At 76.5% G+C, this 18011-nt stretch carries 15 protein-coding genes; 13 read left to right on the top strand and 2 right to left on the bottom strand.

The window, feature by feature from the left end; all coding sequences use genetic code 11:
• Nucleotides 1–20: 20 nt before the first annotated feature.
• Nucleotides 21–677, bottom strand: a complete 657-nt coding sequence (locus ACIBPB_RS21635; RefSeq protein ID WP_396841320.1) for a hypothetical protein — start codon at nucleotides 675–677, stop codon at nucleotides 21–23.
• A 182-nt stretch (nucleotides 678–859) separates the two neighbouring features.
• On the opposite strand from ACIBPB_RS21635, the gene ACIBPB_RS21640 reads away from it, so the two are divergent.
• The 9 genes from ACIBPB_RS21640 (at nucleotide 860) to ACIBPB_RS21680 (ending at nucleotide 10015) form a co-directional block, all read left to right on the top strand.
• Nucleotides 860–1630 (top strand): GNAT family N-acetyltransferase, encoded by a 771-nt coding sequence (locus tag ACIBPB_RS21640; protein ID WP_396841321.1) that lies wholly within the window; start codon nucleotides 860–862, stop codon nucleotides 1628–1630.
• A complete protein-coding gene (locus tag ACIBPB_RS21645) occupies nucleotides 1627–2634 on the top strand; it encodes a lysophospholipid acyltransferase family protein (protein WP_396841322.1) in 1008 nt (335 codons plus the stop codon). The genes ACIBPB_RS21640 and ACIBPB_RS21645 overlap by 4 nt, the downstream gene beginning before the upstream one ends.
• Nucleotides 2559–3398: a DUF4097 family beta strand repeat-containing protein gene (locus ACIBPB_RS21650; RefSeq protein WP_396841323.1), complete on the top strand. Its 840-nt coding sequence runs from the start codon at nucleotides 2559–2561 to the stop codon at nucleotides 3396–3398. The genes ACIBPB_RS21645 and ACIBPB_RS21650 overlap by 76 nt, the downstream gene beginning before the upstream one ends.
• Nucleotides 3395–4015: a PadR family transcriptional regulator gene (locus ACIBPB_RS21655; protein WP_357321014.1), complete on the top strand. Its 621-nt coding sequence runs from the start codon at nucleotides 3395–3397 to the stop codon at nucleotides 4013–4015. The genes ACIBPB_RS21650 and ACIBPB_RS21655 overlap by 4 nt, the downstream gene beginning before the upstream one ends.
• Before the next feature lie 74 nt (nucleotides 4016–4089).
• Nucleotides 4090–4791, top strand: a complete 702-nt coding sequence (locus tag ACIBPB_RS21660) for a response regulator transcription factor (RefSeq protein WP_046571468.1) — start codon at nucleotides 4090–4092, stop codon at nucleotides 4789–4791.
• Nucleotides 4788–6341, top strand: coding sequence for an ATP-binding protein (locus tag ACIBPB_RS21665; protein WP_396841324.1), 1554 nt, complete (start codon nucleotides 4788–4790; stop codon nucleotides 6339–6341). Before ACIBPB_RS21660 ends, ACIBPB_RS21665 begins: the two co-directional genes overlap by 4 nt.
• Nucleotides 6342–6404: 63 nt before the next feature.
• Nucleotides 6405–7943 carry a trypsin-like peptidase domain-containing protein gene (locus ACIBPB_RS21670; protein ID WP_396841325.1) on the top strand — a complete coding sequence of 513 codons (1539 nt, stop codon included), beginning with the start codon at nucleotides 6405–6407 and terminating at the stop codon, nucleotides 7941–7943.
• Between the two features lie 197 nt (nucleotides 7944–8140).
• Nucleotides 8141–8812: a BON domain-containing protein gene (locus ACIBPB_RS21675; protein WP_396841326.1), complete on the top strand. Its 672-nt coding sequence runs from the start codon at nucleotides 8141–8143 to the stop codon at nucleotides 8810–8812.
• Nucleotides 8813–8953: 141 nt separating this feature from the next.
• Entirely contained in the window at nucleotides 8954–10015 is a 1062-nt protein-coding gene (locus ACIBPB_RS21680) for a glycosyltransferase family 4 protein (protein ID WP_396841541.1), read from the top strand.
• Between the two features lie 3 nt (nucleotides 10016–10018).
• On the opposite strand, the gene ACIBPB_RS21685 is transcribed toward ACIBPB_RS21680, so the two are convergent.
• Complete coding sequence (locus ACIBPB_RS21685) at nucleotides 10019–11500, bottom strand: protein kinase (RefSeq protein ID WP_396841327.1); 1482 nt, start codon at nucleotides 11498–11500, stop codon at nucleotides 10019–10021.
• 174 nt (nucleotides 11501–11674) lie between these two features.
• Here ACIBPB_RS21685 and ACIBPB_RS21690 point away from each other — a divergent pair, with 174 nt between their 5' ends.
• The 4 genes from ACIBPB_RS21690 to ACIBPB_RS21705 are packed head-to-tail and all read left to right on the top strand — an operon-like array spanning nucleotide 11675 to nucleotide 17928.
• Entirely contained in the window at nucleotides 11675–12508 is an 834-nt protein-coding gene (locus tag ACIBPB_RS21690; protein WP_396841328.1) for a patatin-like phospholipase family protein, read from the top strand.
• Nucleotides 12508–13530: a 1-acyl-sn-glycerol-3-phosphate acyltransferase gene (locus ACIBPB_RS21695; RefSeq protein WP_396841329.1), complete on the top strand. Its 1023-nt coding sequence runs from the start codon at nucleotides 12508–12510 to the stop codon at nucleotides 13528–13530. The genes ACIBPB_RS21690 and ACIBPB_RS21695 overlap by 1 nt, the downstream gene beginning before the upstream one ends.
• 37 nt (nucleotides 13531–13567) lie before the next feature.
• Nucleotides 13568–13888 carry a divalent-cation tolerance protein CutA gene (cutA, locus tag ACIBPB_RS21700; RefSeq protein ID WP_357321035.1) on the top strand — a complete coding sequence of 107 codons (321 nt, stop codon included), beginning with the start codon at nucleotides 13568–13570 and terminating at the stop codon, nucleotides 13886–13888.
• 47 nt (nucleotides 13889–13935) lie between these two features.
• Complete coding sequence (locus tag ACIBPB_RS21705; RefSeq protein ID WP_396841330.1) at nucleotides 13936–17928, top strand: SCO7613 C-terminal domain-containing membrane protein; 3993 nt, start codon at nucleotides 13936–13938, stop codon at nucleotides 17926–17928.
• Nucleotides 17929–18011: the final 83 nt, after the last annotated feature.

An 18011-nucleotide genomic window follows, 5' to 3' on the forward strand; every position in this document is an offset into this window, starting at 1 on the left:
ATCGTCCTGAGGGAGGAGGGTCACGGCTGGGGCAGCGCGATCCAGGTGGCCCGGGCGTAGCCGAGCAGGTCACCGCCGGGGCCGTAGAGGCTGGCGTGCACCTCCGCCTTGCGCCCCGCGCCGCCGACCGTCGCGCCGGTCACCACGCACTCGTCACCCGGCCGCGGCAGCGCCCGGACCACCGCGGCGATCCGGCCCAGCACGTACGGGCGGCCCGGGGCGATCACCGCCCAGCCGCCGGGGCAGTCCAGCGCCGCCCAGACGGTGGCGGGCACCACCTCGGCCGGGGCGCGGAACGGCGCGGCGGTCCGCCCGTCCGGCAGCCGGCCCGGGAAGATCCGCAGGCCCGCCGGGTTCTCCGGCCCGCACACGTAACAGCCGGGGAAGGGATGCTCCACCAGCCCCGGGTACGCCTTCGCGGCGGCCTCGGCGGTGGGCCGGTCCACCGGCGGGACCACGGCGGTGAACTCCTCGACCCGGCGTACCTCGGCGATCACCTGGCCGGCCGGGTCGCGGACCTCGCCGTCGACCGCGGTCAGCGGGGTCTCCAGCGGGGGCGGCCGGCGGAGCGTGACCTCCACCGGTCCCCGGTCGCCGACGGCCGCCGCGAAGACTCCGGCGCTCCAGCCGCCGTTGCCGGAGCCGGCCGGCCCGTGGAACCGGGACTCGATGATCATGCCTGCCCTCCGGATGCGCTCGCCTGCCCCGGCAGCCTCGCACGCCCGCCCCGGCCCGCTCCAGCCGCCCGCCGCCGCCCGCCCCGACCGGCCGAGGCCGGGGCCCGCCCGCCGGTTGGCGTTCACCGGATCGACACCCTTCCCCACCGGGGGTGGCAACCCGGGCCACCTACACAGGTGCCATGGCCGTTCTGCATGCCGCTGGCGCACCCCTGACGACCAGCGGTTACACCCTCCTGATCGCCGACGACCCGACCCTGGTCGCGGCCGCCCAACGGCTGCGGCACGAGGTGTTCGCCGCCGAGTTGGGCGCCAGCCTGCCGCCGGGGGCGGCCGGCCTCGACACCGACGAGTTCGACGCCCACTGCGACCACCTCGTGGTGCTGCGCGAGGGCGCCGACGAGGTGGTCGGCACCTACCGGCTGCTGCCGCCCGGCCGGACCGACCGCCGCTACGCCGACGGCGAGTTCGACCTGTCCGCGCTCGCCCCGCTCCGGGACGACCTGGTCGAGGCGGGCCGCTCCTGCGTGCACCCGGACCACCGCTCCGGCGCCGTGATCAACCTGATGTGGGCGGGGATCACCCGCTACCTGCACCTGCGCGGCTCGCGCTGGCTCGGGGGCTGCGCCTCGGTGCCGGTGGCCGACGGCGGTGCCGCGGTGGCCGAGGTGTGGCGGCAGGTCACCGCCCGGCACCTGGCGCCGCCGCCGCTGCGGGTGAGCCCTCGCCGGCCCTGGTTCGCCGAGGCGCCGGCCGCCGGGCCGGCACCGGCGCCGGCCGGGCGCTCGCTGGTCCCGCCGCTGCTCCGCGGCTACCTGCGGCTGGGCGCGTGGGTCTGTGGCGAGCCGGCGTACGACCCGGACTTCGGCTGCGCCGACTTCTACGTGCTCCTCTCCCTGGACCGGTTGAACCCCCGCTACCTGCGGCACTTCCTCGGCGGGGCGGCGTCGTGACCGCCGGTGAGCTGTGGCGGCCGGCATCCGGCTGCGGTCCGGGGTGCCTGCCGGCCGCCACCGGGCCGGCCGTGCCGCCGGCGCGCCGGGCCGGCCGGCTGCTCGGCGTACTGGGAATGGTGTTGGCCGGGGTCGGGCTGGCCGCGCTGCTGCCGGTGCTGCCGGCGCGGGCCCGGCGGGCGGCGCTGCGCGGCTGGGCCCGGGGCGTCCTGCGCGCCCTCGGCGTGCGGCTGGACGTGCACGGCCGGCTGCCACGCCGGCCGGCGCTGCTGGTCGCCAACCACGTCTCCTGGCTGGACATCCTGGCGGTGCTGGCGGTCGCCCCGGCCCGGATGGTGGCCAAGCGCGAGGTCCGCGGCTGGCCGCTGGTGGGGCCACTGGCCGCCGCGGCCGGCACCGTCTTCGTGGACCGGTCGCGTCCGCGCGACCTGCCGGCGACGGTCGGCCGGGTGGCGGCGGCGCTGCGCGCCGGGCACCCGGTGGCGGTCTTCCCGGAGGGCACGACCTGGTGCGGCGCGGCGGCGGACTGCCGGCCGGCCCGGGGTTTCCGGCCGGCTCTCTTCCAGGCGGCGGTCGCGGCCGGCGCGCCGGTGGTGCCGCTGCGGCTTCGCTACCGGTCCGCCGGCGACGCCACCACGCTGGCCGCCTTCCTCGGCGAGGAGAGCCTGTGGCGGTCGGTACGCCGGGTGCTGGCCGCGCGCGGGCTGACCGTGTCGGTCGGGGTGGCCGCCGCGCTGCACCCCGCGCCGGACGCGGACCGGCGGGTGCTGGCCCGGGCCGCCGAGTCGGCGATCCACCTGACCCCCACCCGTCCGGCCCGGCGGCTCCGGCCGGCACTCGCGACAGTCTTGTTCAGTCGCGATGTATCGCGTTATGCTTCGTCCCGTCGCTCGACGCGCCTCCGGCGCGTCGCCGAGGGGAGGACACCATGGCCAGCTGGACCGTCGACAGCCCGCAGCAGCTCACCCTGGACGAACCGGTCACCCGGCTGGACGTCCGGCTGATCAGCGGCCGGCTCAACGTGGTCGGCACCGACGGCCCGGCCCGGGTCGACATCGCCCGGGTCAGCCGCCGGCCCATCCTCGTCGAGCTGCGCGACGGGCGGCTCACCGTCCGCCACCCGCGCCCGGCCCGCTGGCCCGGGGTGCTCTGGTGGCTGGGCCAGCTCGGCCGCCGGTTCCGGGCCGAGGTCTCCATCGCGGTACCGGCCGACGTGCTGGCCGACCTGCACCTGATCGACGGCTCGCTGGTCGCCTCCGGCCTGCGCCGGGACACCCGGGTCGATGTCGTCTCCGGCCAGGTCACCCTGATGGGGCTGCGCGGCCTGACCCAGGCGAAGGTCACCTCGGGGCCGGTGGAGGCGCTGGGCGTGGGCGGCGACCTCAACCTGGAGACCGTCTCCGGTGAGTTGATCCTCGCCGACAGCGCGCCCGAGCGGGTCCGCGCCCACGCGGTCTCCGGGTCGATCACCTGCGACCTCGACAACCCCCGCGGCAGCGAGATCCGGCTCAGCGCGATCTCCGGCAGCATCACCGTGCGGGTACGCGAGGACAGCGACCTCACCGTCCACCTGCACACCACCTCCGGCCGGATCACCAGCGGCTTCCCCCAGGTCTCCACCGGGCAGCACGGGTTCGGCGCGGTCAAGGACAGCCACGGGGTGCTCGGCGGCGGCGCCGGTAAGCTCTGGGCGTCCGCGATCTCCGGCAGCATCGCCCTGCTCGCCCGGCCCGTCGAGGGCACCGACGACCTCCAGGAGCTGCCGTGACCGCCGTCTTCAGCCACGGGCGGCTCCGGCTCTACCTGCTCAAGCTGCTCGACGACGGTCCCAAGCACGGCTACGAGCTGATCCGGCTGCTGGAGGAGCGCTTCCTCGGGCTCTACGCGCCGAGCGCCGGCACCATCTATCCCCGGCTGCAACGCCTCGAGGTCGAGGGACTGGTCACCCACACCGCCGCCGGCGGTCGCAAGGTGTACGAGATCACCGAGGCGGGCCGGGCCGAGCTGCGCCAGCGCGCCGACGAGCTGGCCACCCTGGAATCCGACATCACCGCCTCGGTGGCGGACCTCTCGGCGCTGGCCGGGGAGATCCGCACCGAGGTCCGCGGTTCGGTGCGGGACCTCAAGCGGGAGCTGCGCGAGGCGGCCCGGCAGACCCGGCAGGCGCGCTGGCAGCCCACCCCGCCGCCGTACCGGCCCGCCAACGGCGGCCCGGCCAACCCGGGGGAGTCGCCCCTGCTCGCCGAGTTCGACCAGCGCCTCGCCGCATTCACCGTCGAGGTCGGCGCGCTGGTCCGGGCCGGGCGGCTCACCGACACCCAGCTGCGGACCGCCATCCGGCTGCTCGACGGCGCGTTGGACGGGCTGCGCCGGCTGCTCCGCTGACACGCGGCCGGCTCACAGCGTGTTTGCAGGATCCACCCAGCGGGACCGCAGCCGGAGCGCGGATGATGGGTGCCATGGTGGCTACCCAGACCGAGGCCAGACTGCTCGTCGTCGAGGACGACCCGAACATCCTCGAACTGCTCTCCGCGAGCCTGCGCTTCGCCGGCTTCGACGTCGCCACCGCCACCAGCGGCAGCGCGGCGCTGAACGCCGCCAAGGACCACCGCCCCGACCTGGTCGTGCTCGACGTGATGCTCCCCGACCTGGACGGCTTCGAGGTCATCCGGATGCTCCGCGAGGGCGGCACGCGTACCCCGGTGGTCTTCCTGACCGCCCGGGACGCCACCGATGACAAGATCCGCGGGCTCACCCTGGGCGGCGACGACTACGTCACCAAGCCGTTCAGCCTGGAGGAGCTGACCGCGCGCATCCGGGCGGTGCTGCGCCGCACCGCCACCGGCGAGCACGCCCCCTCCCGGCTCACCTTCGCCGACCTGGAGCTGGACGAGGAGACCCACGAGGTGCACCGGGCCGGCCAGCGGGTGCAGCTCTCGCCGACCGAGTTCAAGCTGCTGCGCTACCTGATGCTCAACGCCAACCGGGTGCTCTCCAAGGCGCAGATCCTCGACCACGTCTGGAACTACGACTTCCGCGGTGACGACAACATCGTCGAGTCGTACATCTCCTACCTGCGGCGCAAGGTCGACAACACCCAGCCCCGGCTGATCCACACCCTGCGCGGGGTCGGATACGTGCTGCGCAAGCCGGCGGCGTGAACGCCCTCCACGACGCGAAGTCCCAGCTTCGGGGTATCCCGCTGCGGGTCAAGCTGGTCGCCGCGGTCCTCGCCCTGGTGGCGGTGGCGCTCGTCGTGATCAGCGCCCTCACCGCATATTTCCTGCACAACTACCTGATCGGGCAGGTGGACGGCGAGCTGCGGGCCGCCAGCGCATACCTCCGCAAGGTGGTGCCGGAACTGGAGGCAGGCACCGCACGGTCGGCCACCCTGCCCACCGATTACGTCGTCGCGCTCGCCGACGACGACCGGGCCGCCATCGTCGCGTATGACCCGAACCTGCGGGTGGAGGATCTGCCGCCGATCCCGCGGGACCTGACGGGTTTCCGGGAGCAGGAGGGCGCCCCCAGGACCGTCCGGGCCGAGGACGGCAGGCGATGGCGGGTGCTCTATCAGGAGCTGCCGGACGGCCGGGTGCTGGCGGTGGGGCAGCACATCACCGATGTCGATCAAGCGGTCCGGCAGCTGGTCTGGATCGACCTGCTGGTGGGCGGGGCGGTAATGATCATTCTCGCGTCGGTCGGTGCGGGCATCGTGCGTACCAGTCTCAAGCCGCTGGTGGAGATCGAGCGGACCGCGGCGGCCATCGCCGGCGGGGACCTGACCCGGCGGGTGCCCGACCCGGAGGAGGGACACGACTGCCCCACCTCGGAGCTGGGTCGGCTGTCGCGCGCCCTGAACGCGATGCTCGCCCAGATCGAGGCGGCCTTCACCGCCCGGGCGGCGTCCGAGGCGGCCGCCCGGACCGCGGAGGTGAGCGCCCGGGACGCCGCCGCGGCGGCCCAGGCGTCCGAGGCCCGGGCCCGCCGGTCGGAGGAGCGGATGCGGCAGTTCATCGCCGACGCCTCGCACGAGCTGCGTACCCCGCTGACCACCATCCGGGGTTTCGCGGAGCTGTACCGGCAGGGCGCGGCCCGGCAGCCGGAGCAGACCGCCGGCCTGCTGCGCCGGATCGAGGACGAGGCGGCCCGGATGGGGCTGCTGGTGGAGGACCTGCTGCTGCTGGCCCGGATGGACCGGGAACGCCCGATCACCCTGGCCCCGGTGGAGCTGCCGGTGCTGGCCACCGACGCCGTGCAGGCGGCCCGGGCGGTCGACCCGGACCGCCGGATCGAGCTGGACATCGAGCCGGGCGCGGGTTCGCTGGTGGTGCTGGGCGACGACGCCCGGCTGCGCCAGGTGATCGGCAACCTGATGACCAACGCGCTCACCCACACCTCCACGGAGGCTGCCGTGACCCTGCGGTTGCGGTCGGAGCCGGGCAACCTGGCCGTGGTGGAGGTGGCGGACACCGGCCCGGGGCTCACCCCGGAGCAGGCCGAACGGGTCTTCGAGCGGTTCTACCGGGTGGACGCGGCCCGAACCCGGCGGGCCGGCGGGCCGACCAGCACCGGGCTCGGGCTGGCCATCGTCGCGGCGCTGGTCTCCGCCCACCACGGCACCGTCGAGGTGGTCCAGACCCCGGGCGGCGGGGCCACCTTCCGGGTGAAGCTGCCGCTGCTGCCGGAGGCCGCCGAGTCCGGCGAGTGACTTTCAGAAAAGATTCAGCCAGGTTCCAGGCCGGTCGCAGTGCCGGCGGGAAAGGTGGAGGACATGACCGACCACGAGACCGACCCGCTGCGGTCGCCGGCTCCCGCCGACGCCGAGCCGTCGCACCCGACCGCCGAGCTGCCCCGCACCGGAAACGGGCAGTCGGACTCCACCGCCGAGCTGTCGGACGCCGGGCAGCGCCCCGCCGACCCGGCCGCGACGGTGGCTCCGGCCGACTCCCCGGCCGCCGGAACCGCCGCCCCGACCGCCGACCCCGGCCACCACCCGGCCCTCGAGGCCGACCGCGCCGCGGTGCCGGCCCAGCCCGCCAGCCCGTACGCGCCGCCGGTGGCGACCGCGTCCGCGCCGCCGTACCAGGCGCAACAGCACTGGTACGGGGCGCAGCAGAGCTGGTCGAACCAGGGCGGCTACCCGCCGCACGGCGCCGGTCCGGTGCCGCCGTACCAGCAGCACCAGGCGTACCCGGGCGGGCAGCCGCACCAGCCCGGCCAGCCGCTCCCGCCGTGGGGCGCGCAGCAGCAGCCGGCCCGGCCGAGCCGGGCGGGCAAGTTCGTCGGCGCCGGCGCCCTGGCGCTCGCCCTGATGCTCGGCTCCGGGGTGGCCGGCGGCGCCCTGGCGCTCGCCGTGGGCGGGCACACCACCGTGACCCGCAGCTACTCGGCCGCTCCGGTGATCAACAGCGCCGACCTGCCGAAGATCGCGGCTTCCGTCCAGGACAGCATCGTCACGATCATGACGGGCAGCGGTGAGGGCTCCGGGGTGATCCTCAGCGCCGACGGGTACGTGCTGACCAACAACCACGTGGTCGCCTCGGCCAGCGGCGACACGGTGAAGGTGGTCTTCGCCGACGGCAAGACCGCCCAGGCGAAGATCATCGGCACCGACCCGAAGACCGACCTCGCCGTGGTCCAGGCCAGCGGGGTGAGCGACCTGAAGGCGGCCAAGTTCGGCGACAGCGACGCCATGCAGGTCGGCGACCAGGTGCTCGCCCTGGGCAGCCCGCTCGGCCTGCAGGGCTCCGTCACCGCCGGCATCCTCAGCGCCCGCGACCGCACCATCGCCGCCGGTGAGGGCGGCCAACAGCAGAGCCCGCAGCAGGCCGCCAGCTCGATCTCCGGGCTGCTGCAGACCGACGCGCCGATCAACCCGGGCAACTCCGGCGGCGCGCTGGTCAACACCCGGGGTGAGGTGATCGGCATCAACACCGCGATCGCCACCGCCGGGCAGGGCAGCAACGGCAACATCGGCGTCGGCTTCGCCATCCCGAGCAACAAGGCCAAGGACGTCGCCCAGAAGCTCCAGCGCGGCGAGAAGGTCAGCCACCCGTCCCTCGGCGTCAGCGTGACCGGCGCGGAGGACGGCGGCGCGCTGGTCTCCGACGTGGTCGCCGGCAGCGCCGCCGAGAAGGCCGGCCTCCAGCGCGGCGACGTGATCACCAAGTTCGGCGACAAGGCCATCAACGACTCCAACGACCTGGTCGGCGCCGTGCAGGCCGGCAAGGTCGGGGACCGGGTCGACGTGCAGTTCAAGCGAAACGGATCGACCCAGAACGCAACCGTGACGCTCGCCGAGACGTCGTAACACCAGGACCTGCCTCCTCCACACGGGCGGCGGGGTACGGAGCCAAGGGGGTTGGTTCCGTCCCCCGCCGCCCTTTTTCGCGCCGCCGGCTCGGCGAGCCCCCGCCCGGCCGGCCCGCTCACCCGGTCCGGGTGAGCCGCTCTCACCCGGACCGGCGGCACGGTGGCGGGACGCGCAACCGCACGGGAGGGGACGTCATGACCACCACTGCCGCCGTCCGTACCGACCCGGAGATCCAGCGCGACGTGCTCGCCGAGCTGGACTGGGACGCCCAGACCCGGCCGGCCGAGATCGGGGTGACCGTGGCCGACGGGGTGGTCACGCTGACCGGCCAGGTGGACAGCTACGCCCGCCGGTGGGCGGCCGAGCGCTGCGCGCACCGGGTACGCGGGGTCCGGGCCGTCGCCAGCGACCTGGCGGTGCGGCTGCCGGTCACCGAGGAGCGCACCGACGCGGACCTGGCCATCGCGGCGAGCCGGGCGCTGGAGTGGGACAGCTTCGTCCCCGCCGAGCGGCTGGACGTGACCGTGGCCGACGGCTGGGTGATGCTCCGCGGCGACGTGGAGTACGGCTTCCAGCGGCGCACCGCCGAGCGGGAGTTGCGCCGGCTGCGGGGCGTACGCGGGGTCACCAACCTGGTCGAGGTGCGCCCGCCCACCCCGCCCAGCGACGAGCAGAACCGGCGGGACCTGCAACGGGTGCTCTTCCGCCGGACCGGCACGGAACGGATCGAGGTGCGGGTCAGCGGCGACACGGTGGTGCTCGACGGGGTGGTCAGCGCCTGGTGGCAGCGGGAGGAGGCGGAGCGGGCCGCCTGGGCCACGCCGGGCGTACGCGAGGTCCACGACCGGATCGTGGTGGCCGGCTGAGCCACCGGGCGGGGCCGTTTACCGCTCGGCGGGTCGGGAAACCGTCGCCGATCACGCACGCCAGGGACCACCGGGGGAGGGCTCGTGGCCGTGAAGAACCCGTCGGCGGACCGGTCGGGAGGCCGTCCGTTGCGGATCGCCATGGTCGTCCCGCCGTGGCTGTCGGTGCCGCCACCCGGTTACGGCGGGTTGGAGCAGGTGGTGGCCGGCCTGGTCGACGCGCTCGTGGACCACGGTCACGCGGTGACCCTGTTCGGCGCCGGGCCGCAGCACGGCACCGCCGCCGACTACGTCGCCACCTGCCGCGACCTCCAGTACGACCGGCTGGGCGAGTCGCTGCCCGAGCTGGCCCACCTGGCCCAGGTCAACCACCTGATCGAGCCCGCGGACTTCGACATCGTCCACGACCACACCACCATCGGCCCGATGGTCGCCGGCCGGCGCGCCGTGCCCACCGTGGCCACCGTGCACGGCAATCCGGTGGGGGAGTACGGCACCGTGCTCAGCGACACCGACCGTGGGGTGGGCCTGATCGCGATCTCGCACGCCCAGCGCCGGGCCAACCCGGGACTGCCCTGGGTGGGCACGGTGCACAACGCCCTGCCGCTGCGGGACGTCCCGCGCAAGCGGGTGGCCGGCCGCGGCCCGGTGCTCTGGCTCGCCCGGTTCAGCCCCGACAAGGGGCCCGACCTGGCGATCCGCGCCTGCCGGGCGGCCGGGCTGCCGCTCACCCTGGCCGGCAAGTGCAACGAGCCGGCCGAGCGCCGCTACTTCGAGCAGGTGGTCGAGCCGATGCTCGGCGACGACGTGACGCTGGTGCTCAACGCCGACCGGGAGGCCACCCTGCGGCTGCTGCTCGACGCCCGCTGCCTGATCATGCCGATCCAGTGGGCCGAGCCGTTCGGCATGGTGATGGTGGAGGCGATGGCGACCGGGACGCCGGTGGTGGCGCTGCGCCGCGGCGCGGTGCCGGAACTGGTCCGTTCCGGGTTGACCGGGCTGGTCTGCGACCGGCCCGAGGACCTGCCGGCGGCGCTGCGCGACGCGGACCACCTCGACCCGGCCGACTGCGTGGCGCACGTGGCGCAGAACTTCTCGGTGGACCGGATGGCGTGGGACTACGAATCGGTCTACCGCAGCTTCCTGGCCAGCCGGGCGGTGCCGGCGGGCGGGCGGGCGACCGCGCGGGTCGCCGTCCGCTGACGGTCAGCTGCGGGCCGCGGCCAGCCCGGCGGCGGCGGCGTCGAGCTGACGGGCGTACTCCGGGCTGATGCTGCCCTCCCGCCGGCGGTCGTCGATCTTTTCGCGGAGCCGGTCCACCGCGACGGTCAGGTCGCCGGCGCCGGACGCCGCGGTCGCGTTGCGCAGCAGGTTCCGCAGGTCCACCCCGACGTCCCGGCGGATCTGGCCGGCGGCCAGCCCGGCGTCGATCAGCCCGTCCATCCGGTTGGCCGCCTCGGCCAGGCTGACCACCGGCGGCGGCGCGGGCGTGCCGCTGGTCGGGGGCGTCGACCGGGCCGGGTTGGACGGCGAGGGCGTGGGCGACGGCGGGCTCGGGTCGGCCGGCGTGGCGGAGGGGACCACCACCGGCCCGGCGGTCGGCAGCCCGGCGGGTGGCTGCGGCCGGTCCGGGAGCAGGGTGGGCACCAGCACCGCGGCGCCGGCCACCGCCACCACGGCGACGCCGACCACGAGCAGCGGGACGCGCCGCCGGGGCGGGGTCCCGGCCGCCGCCGCGTCGACCTCCGGCCCGGTGGGGACGGTCCGCGCCGAGCCCGGCTGGGTCCGCTGCTCGGCGGGGAGCGCCGGCAGGGTCACGGTCGGGGCCAGCATGGTCGCGGCCTGCGGGTCGGCGGGCAGCAACTGGTCCCGCAGGGTGCTCGCCACCTGGTGCGCGGTGGGCCGCCGCCGCGGTTCGCGGGCCAGGCAGCGCACGCAGATCTCCGCGACCGGCGCCGGCAGTCCGGGTACACCGGCCAGGCTGGGCGGCTCCTCCTCGGCCAGCGCCTCGGTCAGCTGCTCCCAGGTCTCCGCCGGGTACGGCACCTGCCCGGTCAGCGTCTCGAAGAGCAGCACGCCGAGGGAGTAGACGTCGGTGGCCGGCTGGGCGGGTGCCCCGTCCAGCCGCTCCGGCGCCACGTACGCGGGGGTGCCGAAGGTGCCGCCGTCCTCGTCCTCGTCCGGGGCGCCGACCCGGGTGGCGATGCCGAAGTCGAGCACCTTCGCGCCCACCCGGGTCATCATCACGTTCGCCGGCGTGATGTCCCGGTGCACGATGCCGAGCCGGTGCGCGGCGGCCAGCGCCTCGGCGACCTGGGCGGCGACCTCCACGGCCTCCGGCCAGGGCAGCGGCCCCTCGGTGAGCCGATACTCCAGTTCCTCGCCGGCGAGCAGCTCCATCACCACGAACGAGGTGATGCTGCCGTCCGGGGCCACCGTCTCGCCGTAGTCGTGCACGGCGGTGACGTGCGGGTGCACCAGTTGGGCGGCGGAGCGGGCCTCCTCGCGCACCATGTCCCGGAACCGCGCGTCGGCGGCGAGCGAGGGGGCGAGCACCTTGACGGCGACCACCCGGTCGAGGACCTCGTCCCGGGTACGCCAGATCACCGACATGCCGCCGGCCCCGATCTGGTCGATGAGCCGGTACCTGCGGGCCAGCAGCCTGCCGGCGTGCAGTGACGCCTTCACATCGCACCTGCCTGGGCTTGGGAGCGGTATCAGGTTGCGCGAATGTGTCCGACCTGTCAACGGTTGACTGATCAGCGGTCGACGATGCATACGCCGCCCGCGCCGGCGGGCTGTGGACGCCGTACGCGACGGCCGCGCCGGAGCCGCTACCGGTCGCGTGCCAGGATGAACGGCATGGCAGGCGGTCCGGTGGCGTTCGTGCTCGGCGGCGGCGGCGTGCTCGGCGCGGTCGAGGTGGGCATGCTGCGCGCGCTGTTCCGGGCCCGGATCCGGCCGGACATGGTGCTCGGCACCTCGATCGGGGCGGTCAACGGCGCTTTGGTGGCCGCCGACCCGACCGAGGCGGTCACCGACCGGCTGGTCCGGCTCTGGGCCTCGCCCGAGGCCAGCGAGGTCTACGGCGACTCGGTGGCCCGGCAGTTGCGCCGGTTCGCCGCCCGTACCCACCTGCACTCGCCCCGGCCGCTGCGCCGGCTGCTGGAGAGCGAGCTGGGTGAGGCGACCACCTTCGCGGATCTCAAGGTGCCGTTCCGCTGCTGCGCGGCGAACATCGAGCGGGCCGCCGAGTACTGGTTCCACAGCGGACCGCTGGTGCCGGCGGTGCTCGCCTCCGCCTCGGTGCCGGGGCTGCTGCCGCCCACCGAGATCAACGGCCAGCACTACATCGACGGCGGCGTGGTCAACTCGATCCCGGTCGGTGAGGCGGTCGCCGCGGGCGCCACCCGGATCTTTGTGCTCCAGGTGGGCCGGATCGAGCGTGAGCTGACCCCGCCCCGGCGGCCCTGGGAGATCGCCCAGGTGGCCTTCGAGATCGCCCGGCGGCACCGGTTCGCCCGGGAGATGGCGGCGCTGCCCGACGGGGTGGAGGTGCACGTGCTGCCCACCGGTGGTCCGGGGCCGCGCGAGGACAGCCCGTGGGCCTACCGGGACATGGCGGCGGTGGGCCGGCGGATCAGCCGCGCGTACACCGCCTCCCGCCGCTACCTGGACACCCACCTGGAGCGCTGATGCCGCTGCCGCCCCGATGGGTACGCCGACTGCTGCTGGCTCCCGGCGTCGTGCTGCTCGCCGTCGCCGTGGTGCTCACCCTGCCCGCCTGGGCGTTGCTGGCGCTGGCCGCGTCGCCGCTGGTGCCGGGGCGGCTGCGCCCGCTGCGGCTGCTCTGGATCGGCACGGTCTACCTGGTCTGGGACGCGGCCGCGCTGCTCGCCCTCTTCGCGCTCTGGCTGGCCTCCGGCTTCGGGGCACACAAGCGGTCGCCGGCCTTCCAGCGGGCGCACTACCTGCTCGCCGGGCGTTTCCTCCGGGTGCTCTTCTGGCAGGCCCGCTGGACGCTGCGGTTGTCCATCGACGTGGTCGGCACCGACCCCGACACGGCCCTGCCCGGCCGCCCCGAGCTGGTGCTCTGCCGGCACGCCGGGCCGGGCGACTCGTTCATCCTGATCCACGCGCTGGTGAACTGGTTCCACCGGGAGCCCCGGATCGTGCTCAAGGAGAGCCTGCAGTGGGACCCGGCGATCGACGTGCTGCTCAACCGGCTGCCCAACCGGTTCATCGCGCCGGGACCGGACGGCCGCGACTCGGCGATCCGGCAGATCGGGCACCTCGCCACCGACCTGGACGACGACGACGCGTTCGTGATCTTCCCGGAGGGCGGCAACTTCACCCCGAAGCGCCGGCTGCGGGCCATCGCCCGGCTGCGTGCCCTCGGGCTGGAACGGATGGCCCGGCGCGCCGAACGGATGCGCCACGTGCTCGCCCCGCAGCCCGGCGGGCTGCTCGCCGCCCTGGACTCCGCCCCGGACGCCGGGGTGATCTTCGTGGCGCACACCGGGCTGGACCAGATGCTCACCGTCACCGACGTGTGGCGGGAACTGCCGATGGACAAGCGGATCGTGATGCGCTTCTGGTCGGTGCCGCCGGAGGAGGTGCCGACCGGCCGGCAGGAACGCATCGACTGGCTCTTCGACTGGTGGGCACGGATCGACCGGTGGATCGCCGCAAACCGGGACGGGGCGGCCGCGCGCTGACCCAGCCGGGAGCCGCCTGGTTGCGTAGGGTGCCATCGTGGAGCAGATCTGCGTGGTGACGACGGTCGTGGATGCCCGCCGGGTGGCGGACGTCCTCGCCGCCGCGGCGGTCGCCGGTCGTGCGGCGGCGTGCGCCCAGGTCGGCGGGCAGGTGGACAGCACCTACTGGTGGCAGTCCGCGATCCAGACCAGCAGTGAGTGGTCGGTGCAGTTCAAGACCGCCCCGGACCGGGTGGACGCGCTCGTCGAGCAGATCCGGGCCAACCACCCGTACGAGGTCCCGGAGATCCTGGTGACCCGGGTGGAGAGCGGCAACCCCGACTACGCCGCCTGGGTGCACGACCAGACCCGACCCTAGGTACGCCTACTCTGTGCCGGCTTGCGGCCGGTGCCGATGCTGGTCCGGTGGAGAACACCGGCTATCCCTGCCCCGCCTGCGGCGGCCCCGCCGACCTGACGGCCGGCTGCCGCGGCTGCGGTCGCCCGCCGTACCCGCCCGCCGCCGAGGTGATCCGGCTGGACCGGGAGATCGCGGCGCTCACCCCGCAGGTGGAGCGGGCCCGGGCGGCGTACCAGGAGTTGGCGACCCGGCTCGGGACGGCCCGGCAGCGCCGGTCGGACCTGAGCGTCCGGATCCGCCGCGAGATCCCGCCACCGCGTCCGGTCGTCGCGACGCCGCCGGTCGGCCCGGTGTCGCCGGTCGGTCCGGTGTCGCCGGTCGGCCCGGTGTCGCCGGTCGGCCCGGTGTCGCCGGTCGGTCCGGTGGCGCCGGTGCGACCGGGCGGCGCGGAGGCCTCGACCCGGGCGGTGCAGGGGCTCCTCTTCGTCCTCGGTGGACTGCTGCTCGGCACCGCGGCGGTGGTCTTCACCGCGGTGGCCTGGGCCGCGTTCGGGGTGGCCGGGCGGGCGCTGATCCTGCTCGCGGTCACCGCGCTCACCCTGGCCGTACCGCTGGTGGCCCACCGGCGCGGGCTGCGCGGCACCGCCGAGACGTTCGCCGCGGTGGGGCTGCTCCTGGTGCTGCTCGACGGGTACGCCGCCTGGTCGGTGAACCTGTTCGGGGTGGCCGGCTGGCCGGGGAGCCGCTACGCGGCGCTGGTCGGCTGCGTGGGCACCGCGGTGGCGGCCGGGTACGCCCGGCTGAGCCGGCTCACCGGGCCGTGGTTCGCGGCGCTGCTCACCGCCCAGCCGGTGCTGCCGCTGGCCGCCGCGGCGGCCGCGCCGTCGACCGCCGGCTGGGCGCTGGTCCTCACCGGGCTCGCGTTGGGCGACCTCGTGGTGGTGGTCGTCCTGCGGAACCGGGCCACCTCACCGGCGCCCGCCGGAGCCGGGACGCCGGCGTCGCCGGTGAGTGGCGGGCCTGGCGGCGCCGGGGTGGTCGGCGGGGGGCCGGCCACCCCGGCGGTCCGGCACGGGGGGACGGCGGCCGGCGGGGGGCCGGCCGCCGCTCCGCCGGACCCGAACCGCGTCCACCCGCCGGCGCCCGCCGGTCCCGCTCCGATCGGCGCGCTCGCGCCGTGGGGTGCGGTCGCGACCCAGGGGCCGTCGGCCGCGGCGGTGGGGCAGGCGCTCGGCTGGCTCGGGTACGCCCTCGCGCTCGCCGTCGCGGCCGGCTGCGCGCTGGTCCCGCTGGCGCTGGGGCGGGCCGCCGGCACGCCGCTGCTGGCCGGCGGTCCGCTGCTGCTGGTGGTGCTGGCCCTCGGCGCGGGGGCGTACGCCGCCGGCAGCCGCGGGTACCGGGCCGCGGTCGCCGCGCTGCTGGTGCCGGTGCTGGCCGCCGCCCTGCTCCGGCCGGTGGCCGAGCTGCGCCCCGGGCTGCTGCTGGTGGCCGCCGGTCTGGTGGCGGCCGGACTGTCCGGGGTGGCGCGGGCGGTGCCGGCGCGGCTGCGCACCGGCCCCCGGGCGGGCGCGCTGGTCGTGGCGGCCGGGCTGGGGCCGGTCGTCACGCTGCTCACCTCGTTCGTCGCGGCGGCCGGCGTGGCCGCCGCGTACCCGGCCTGGACGGGGGCGGCGCCGGTGCCGGCGCCGGCCTGGGGCTGGCAGCTGCCGGTGGCCGTGCTGCTCACCGCCGGCGCGGTCGCGGCGCAGCTGCCCCGCCCCGCCCGGCCGCTGGCCTGGGTAATCGGCGGGGCGCTGGTGGTGCTGGCCGCGCCCGCCGTCGCCGACACCCCCTGGCCGCTGGTGGTGGCGCTGGACCTGGTCGCCGCCGGCGCGCTGCTGCTCGGCGCGGTGTTCCGCGCGCGTCCGGAACAGTCCACCGTGCTGGCGCCCGGCGGCGCCGCCGCCGTCCTCTTCGGACACGCCCTGCTGGTCGGTCGCGCCGACCCGGCCGGGGCCGGCGCCGGCCTCGCGGTCCTCGCCGCCGTGGGCCTGCTGACGGCGGCCCGGGGTCGCCGGGGCGCCGGTGCGCAGCCGGCCGTCGCCGGGGTGGCGCTGGGCGCCGCGCTGCTCGCCGTGCCGGCCGGCGTGGCGGTCGCGCTGCTCGGCCTCGGCGCACCGTCCTGGTGGCAACTGCGCGGCGCGGCCGTCGCCGTCGCGCTGCTGGTCGTGGCCACGCTCGCGGTCCGCCGGAGCTGGCCCGAGCTGCACGGGTACGCGGTGACCGGCTGGGCCGTGGCGCTGGCCGCGGTCGGCGTCGCGCCGCTGCTGCTCGGCAACGGTGAGCCGTTCTCCGGCTACGCCGCGGCGGGCGTGCTGCTGGCGGTGGCCACCGGTGGCCGGGCCCGGCCGGCGCGCGCCCCGCGGGTGGTCGGCGTCGCGCTGGCCGGCCTGGCGCTGCTGGCCAGCGCTCCGGTGGCCCTCGAGGTGCTCGGGGAACTGCCGGTACGTCCCTGGTCCGGGGCGCCCGAGGGCGGGCCGGTGCCGAGCGCCACCCGCGCCGGGCTGGCGCTGGTGCTGCTGGGCATCGCCGCGGCGGCGTACTTCCGTACCGCGCCAGGGTCGGCCGGCCGCCCGGCGGCGGTCCTGGCCTCCGCCGGTCCGGAGGACCGCCCGGCGGCGGATTCGCCGGACCCCGGCGGCGCGGCAGGCGGGAGTCGGCGGGGCGGGGGGTGGTGGCGCCCGGCGACGGCGGCGCTGCCGTTCGGCGCGGTGGCGCTGCCGGTGCTGCTGGCCGGGGCCGGCGCGCCCTGGCCGGTGGTGCCCGCCGTGGTCTTCGGCACCGGGCTGGCCGCGCTGCTGGTGGCCGCGCTCGCCGCGCCCCGACCGCGACTGCTGCCGGTGACCGTCCCGCTCGGGCTGCTGCTCACCCCGGTCGGGCTGGGCGGGCTCGCCGCCACCCGGGCCGGGACGCTGGCCGGGCTGGGCGCGGTGGTGGTCACGGCCGCCGTGGCGGGGGCGGCCGGCCGCTACGCCGGCACCCGGCTCGCCGGCTGGCTGGCGGCCGTGGCGGCGGCCACCGGGTTCGCGGTGACCGCGCCGCTGGCGGCCGGACTGCCGCTGCGGACGGCGGCCTTCGCGGTGCTGGCGGTGGCCGTGGCGGTGCTGCACGCGGTACCGCTGCTGCGCGCCACGACCGTCCGGGTGCCGCCGGCCGGCCCGGGCGCCGCGGTGCCGTCGACCGCCGCCGGCGCCGTTGGTCCGGTGCCGACGGACGGTGCCGGTCCGGTGCCGGCGGGCACCGGTGGTCCGGCGCCATCGACCGCCGCCGGTCCGGTGCCGGCGGGCACCGTTGGTCCGGCGCCGGCGGACGGCGCCGGTCGGGTGCGGGCCGGGGCGGCACGCACCGGGGTGGGGGATCCGGCGGTGGCGCTGGAGGCGGCCGCGCAGGCGGTGGCCCTGCTCGCGCTGCTGCTCACCATCGGCGCGTTGCGCCCGGCGTCGACGGTCTGCACCCTCTGGGGGGTTGCCGTGGCGCTGCGGGTGCCGCGCCGGGGCGAGTCGAGCGCGCGGCGGTGGGCCCTCGCCGGTGTGGCGGGCGGCAGCGTGCTGCTCGGCGGCTGGCTGCAACTGCTGGCCAGCCGGGTGACGCTGCTGGAGGCGTACACCGTGCCGGCGGCGGCGCTGGCCCTCGGCGTCGGCCTGGTGGCGCTGCGCAGCCGGCCCGGCCTGAACAGCTGGCTGGCGCTCGGCCCGGGGCTGGCGGCGGTGCTGCTGCCCGGCCTGGTGTCGGTGGTGGCGGCGCCGGAACCGCAGCCGTGGCGGCGGCTGGCGCTCGGCGTCGTCGCCCTCGGCGCGGTGCTCGGCGGCGCGGTCCGGCGCTGGCAGGCGCCCGTGGTGCTGGGCGCGGCCGCCCTGGTGCCGCTCGCGCTGCACGAGCTGGCCCGGGGTTGGGACCTGCTGCCCCGCTGGATCTTCCTGGGGCTGGGCGGGCTGGCGCTGATCGCGCTGGCCGCCACGTACGAGCGGCGGCGGCGGGACGTGGTCCGGCTGCGCGCCGCGGTCGGCGGCATGAGGTAGGGAAAACACCACCCCCGACTGGGGGGTTGTCAGGATTACCCAGCGCAACCGTCCCGACCAGACTCGATCACGGAAGGTCGCGC

It is taken from the genome of Micromonospora sp. NPDC049836 (assembly GCF_044465125.1).
Lineage (GTDB): Bacteria > Actinomycetota > Actinomycetes > Mycobacteriales > Micromonosporaceae > Micromonospora.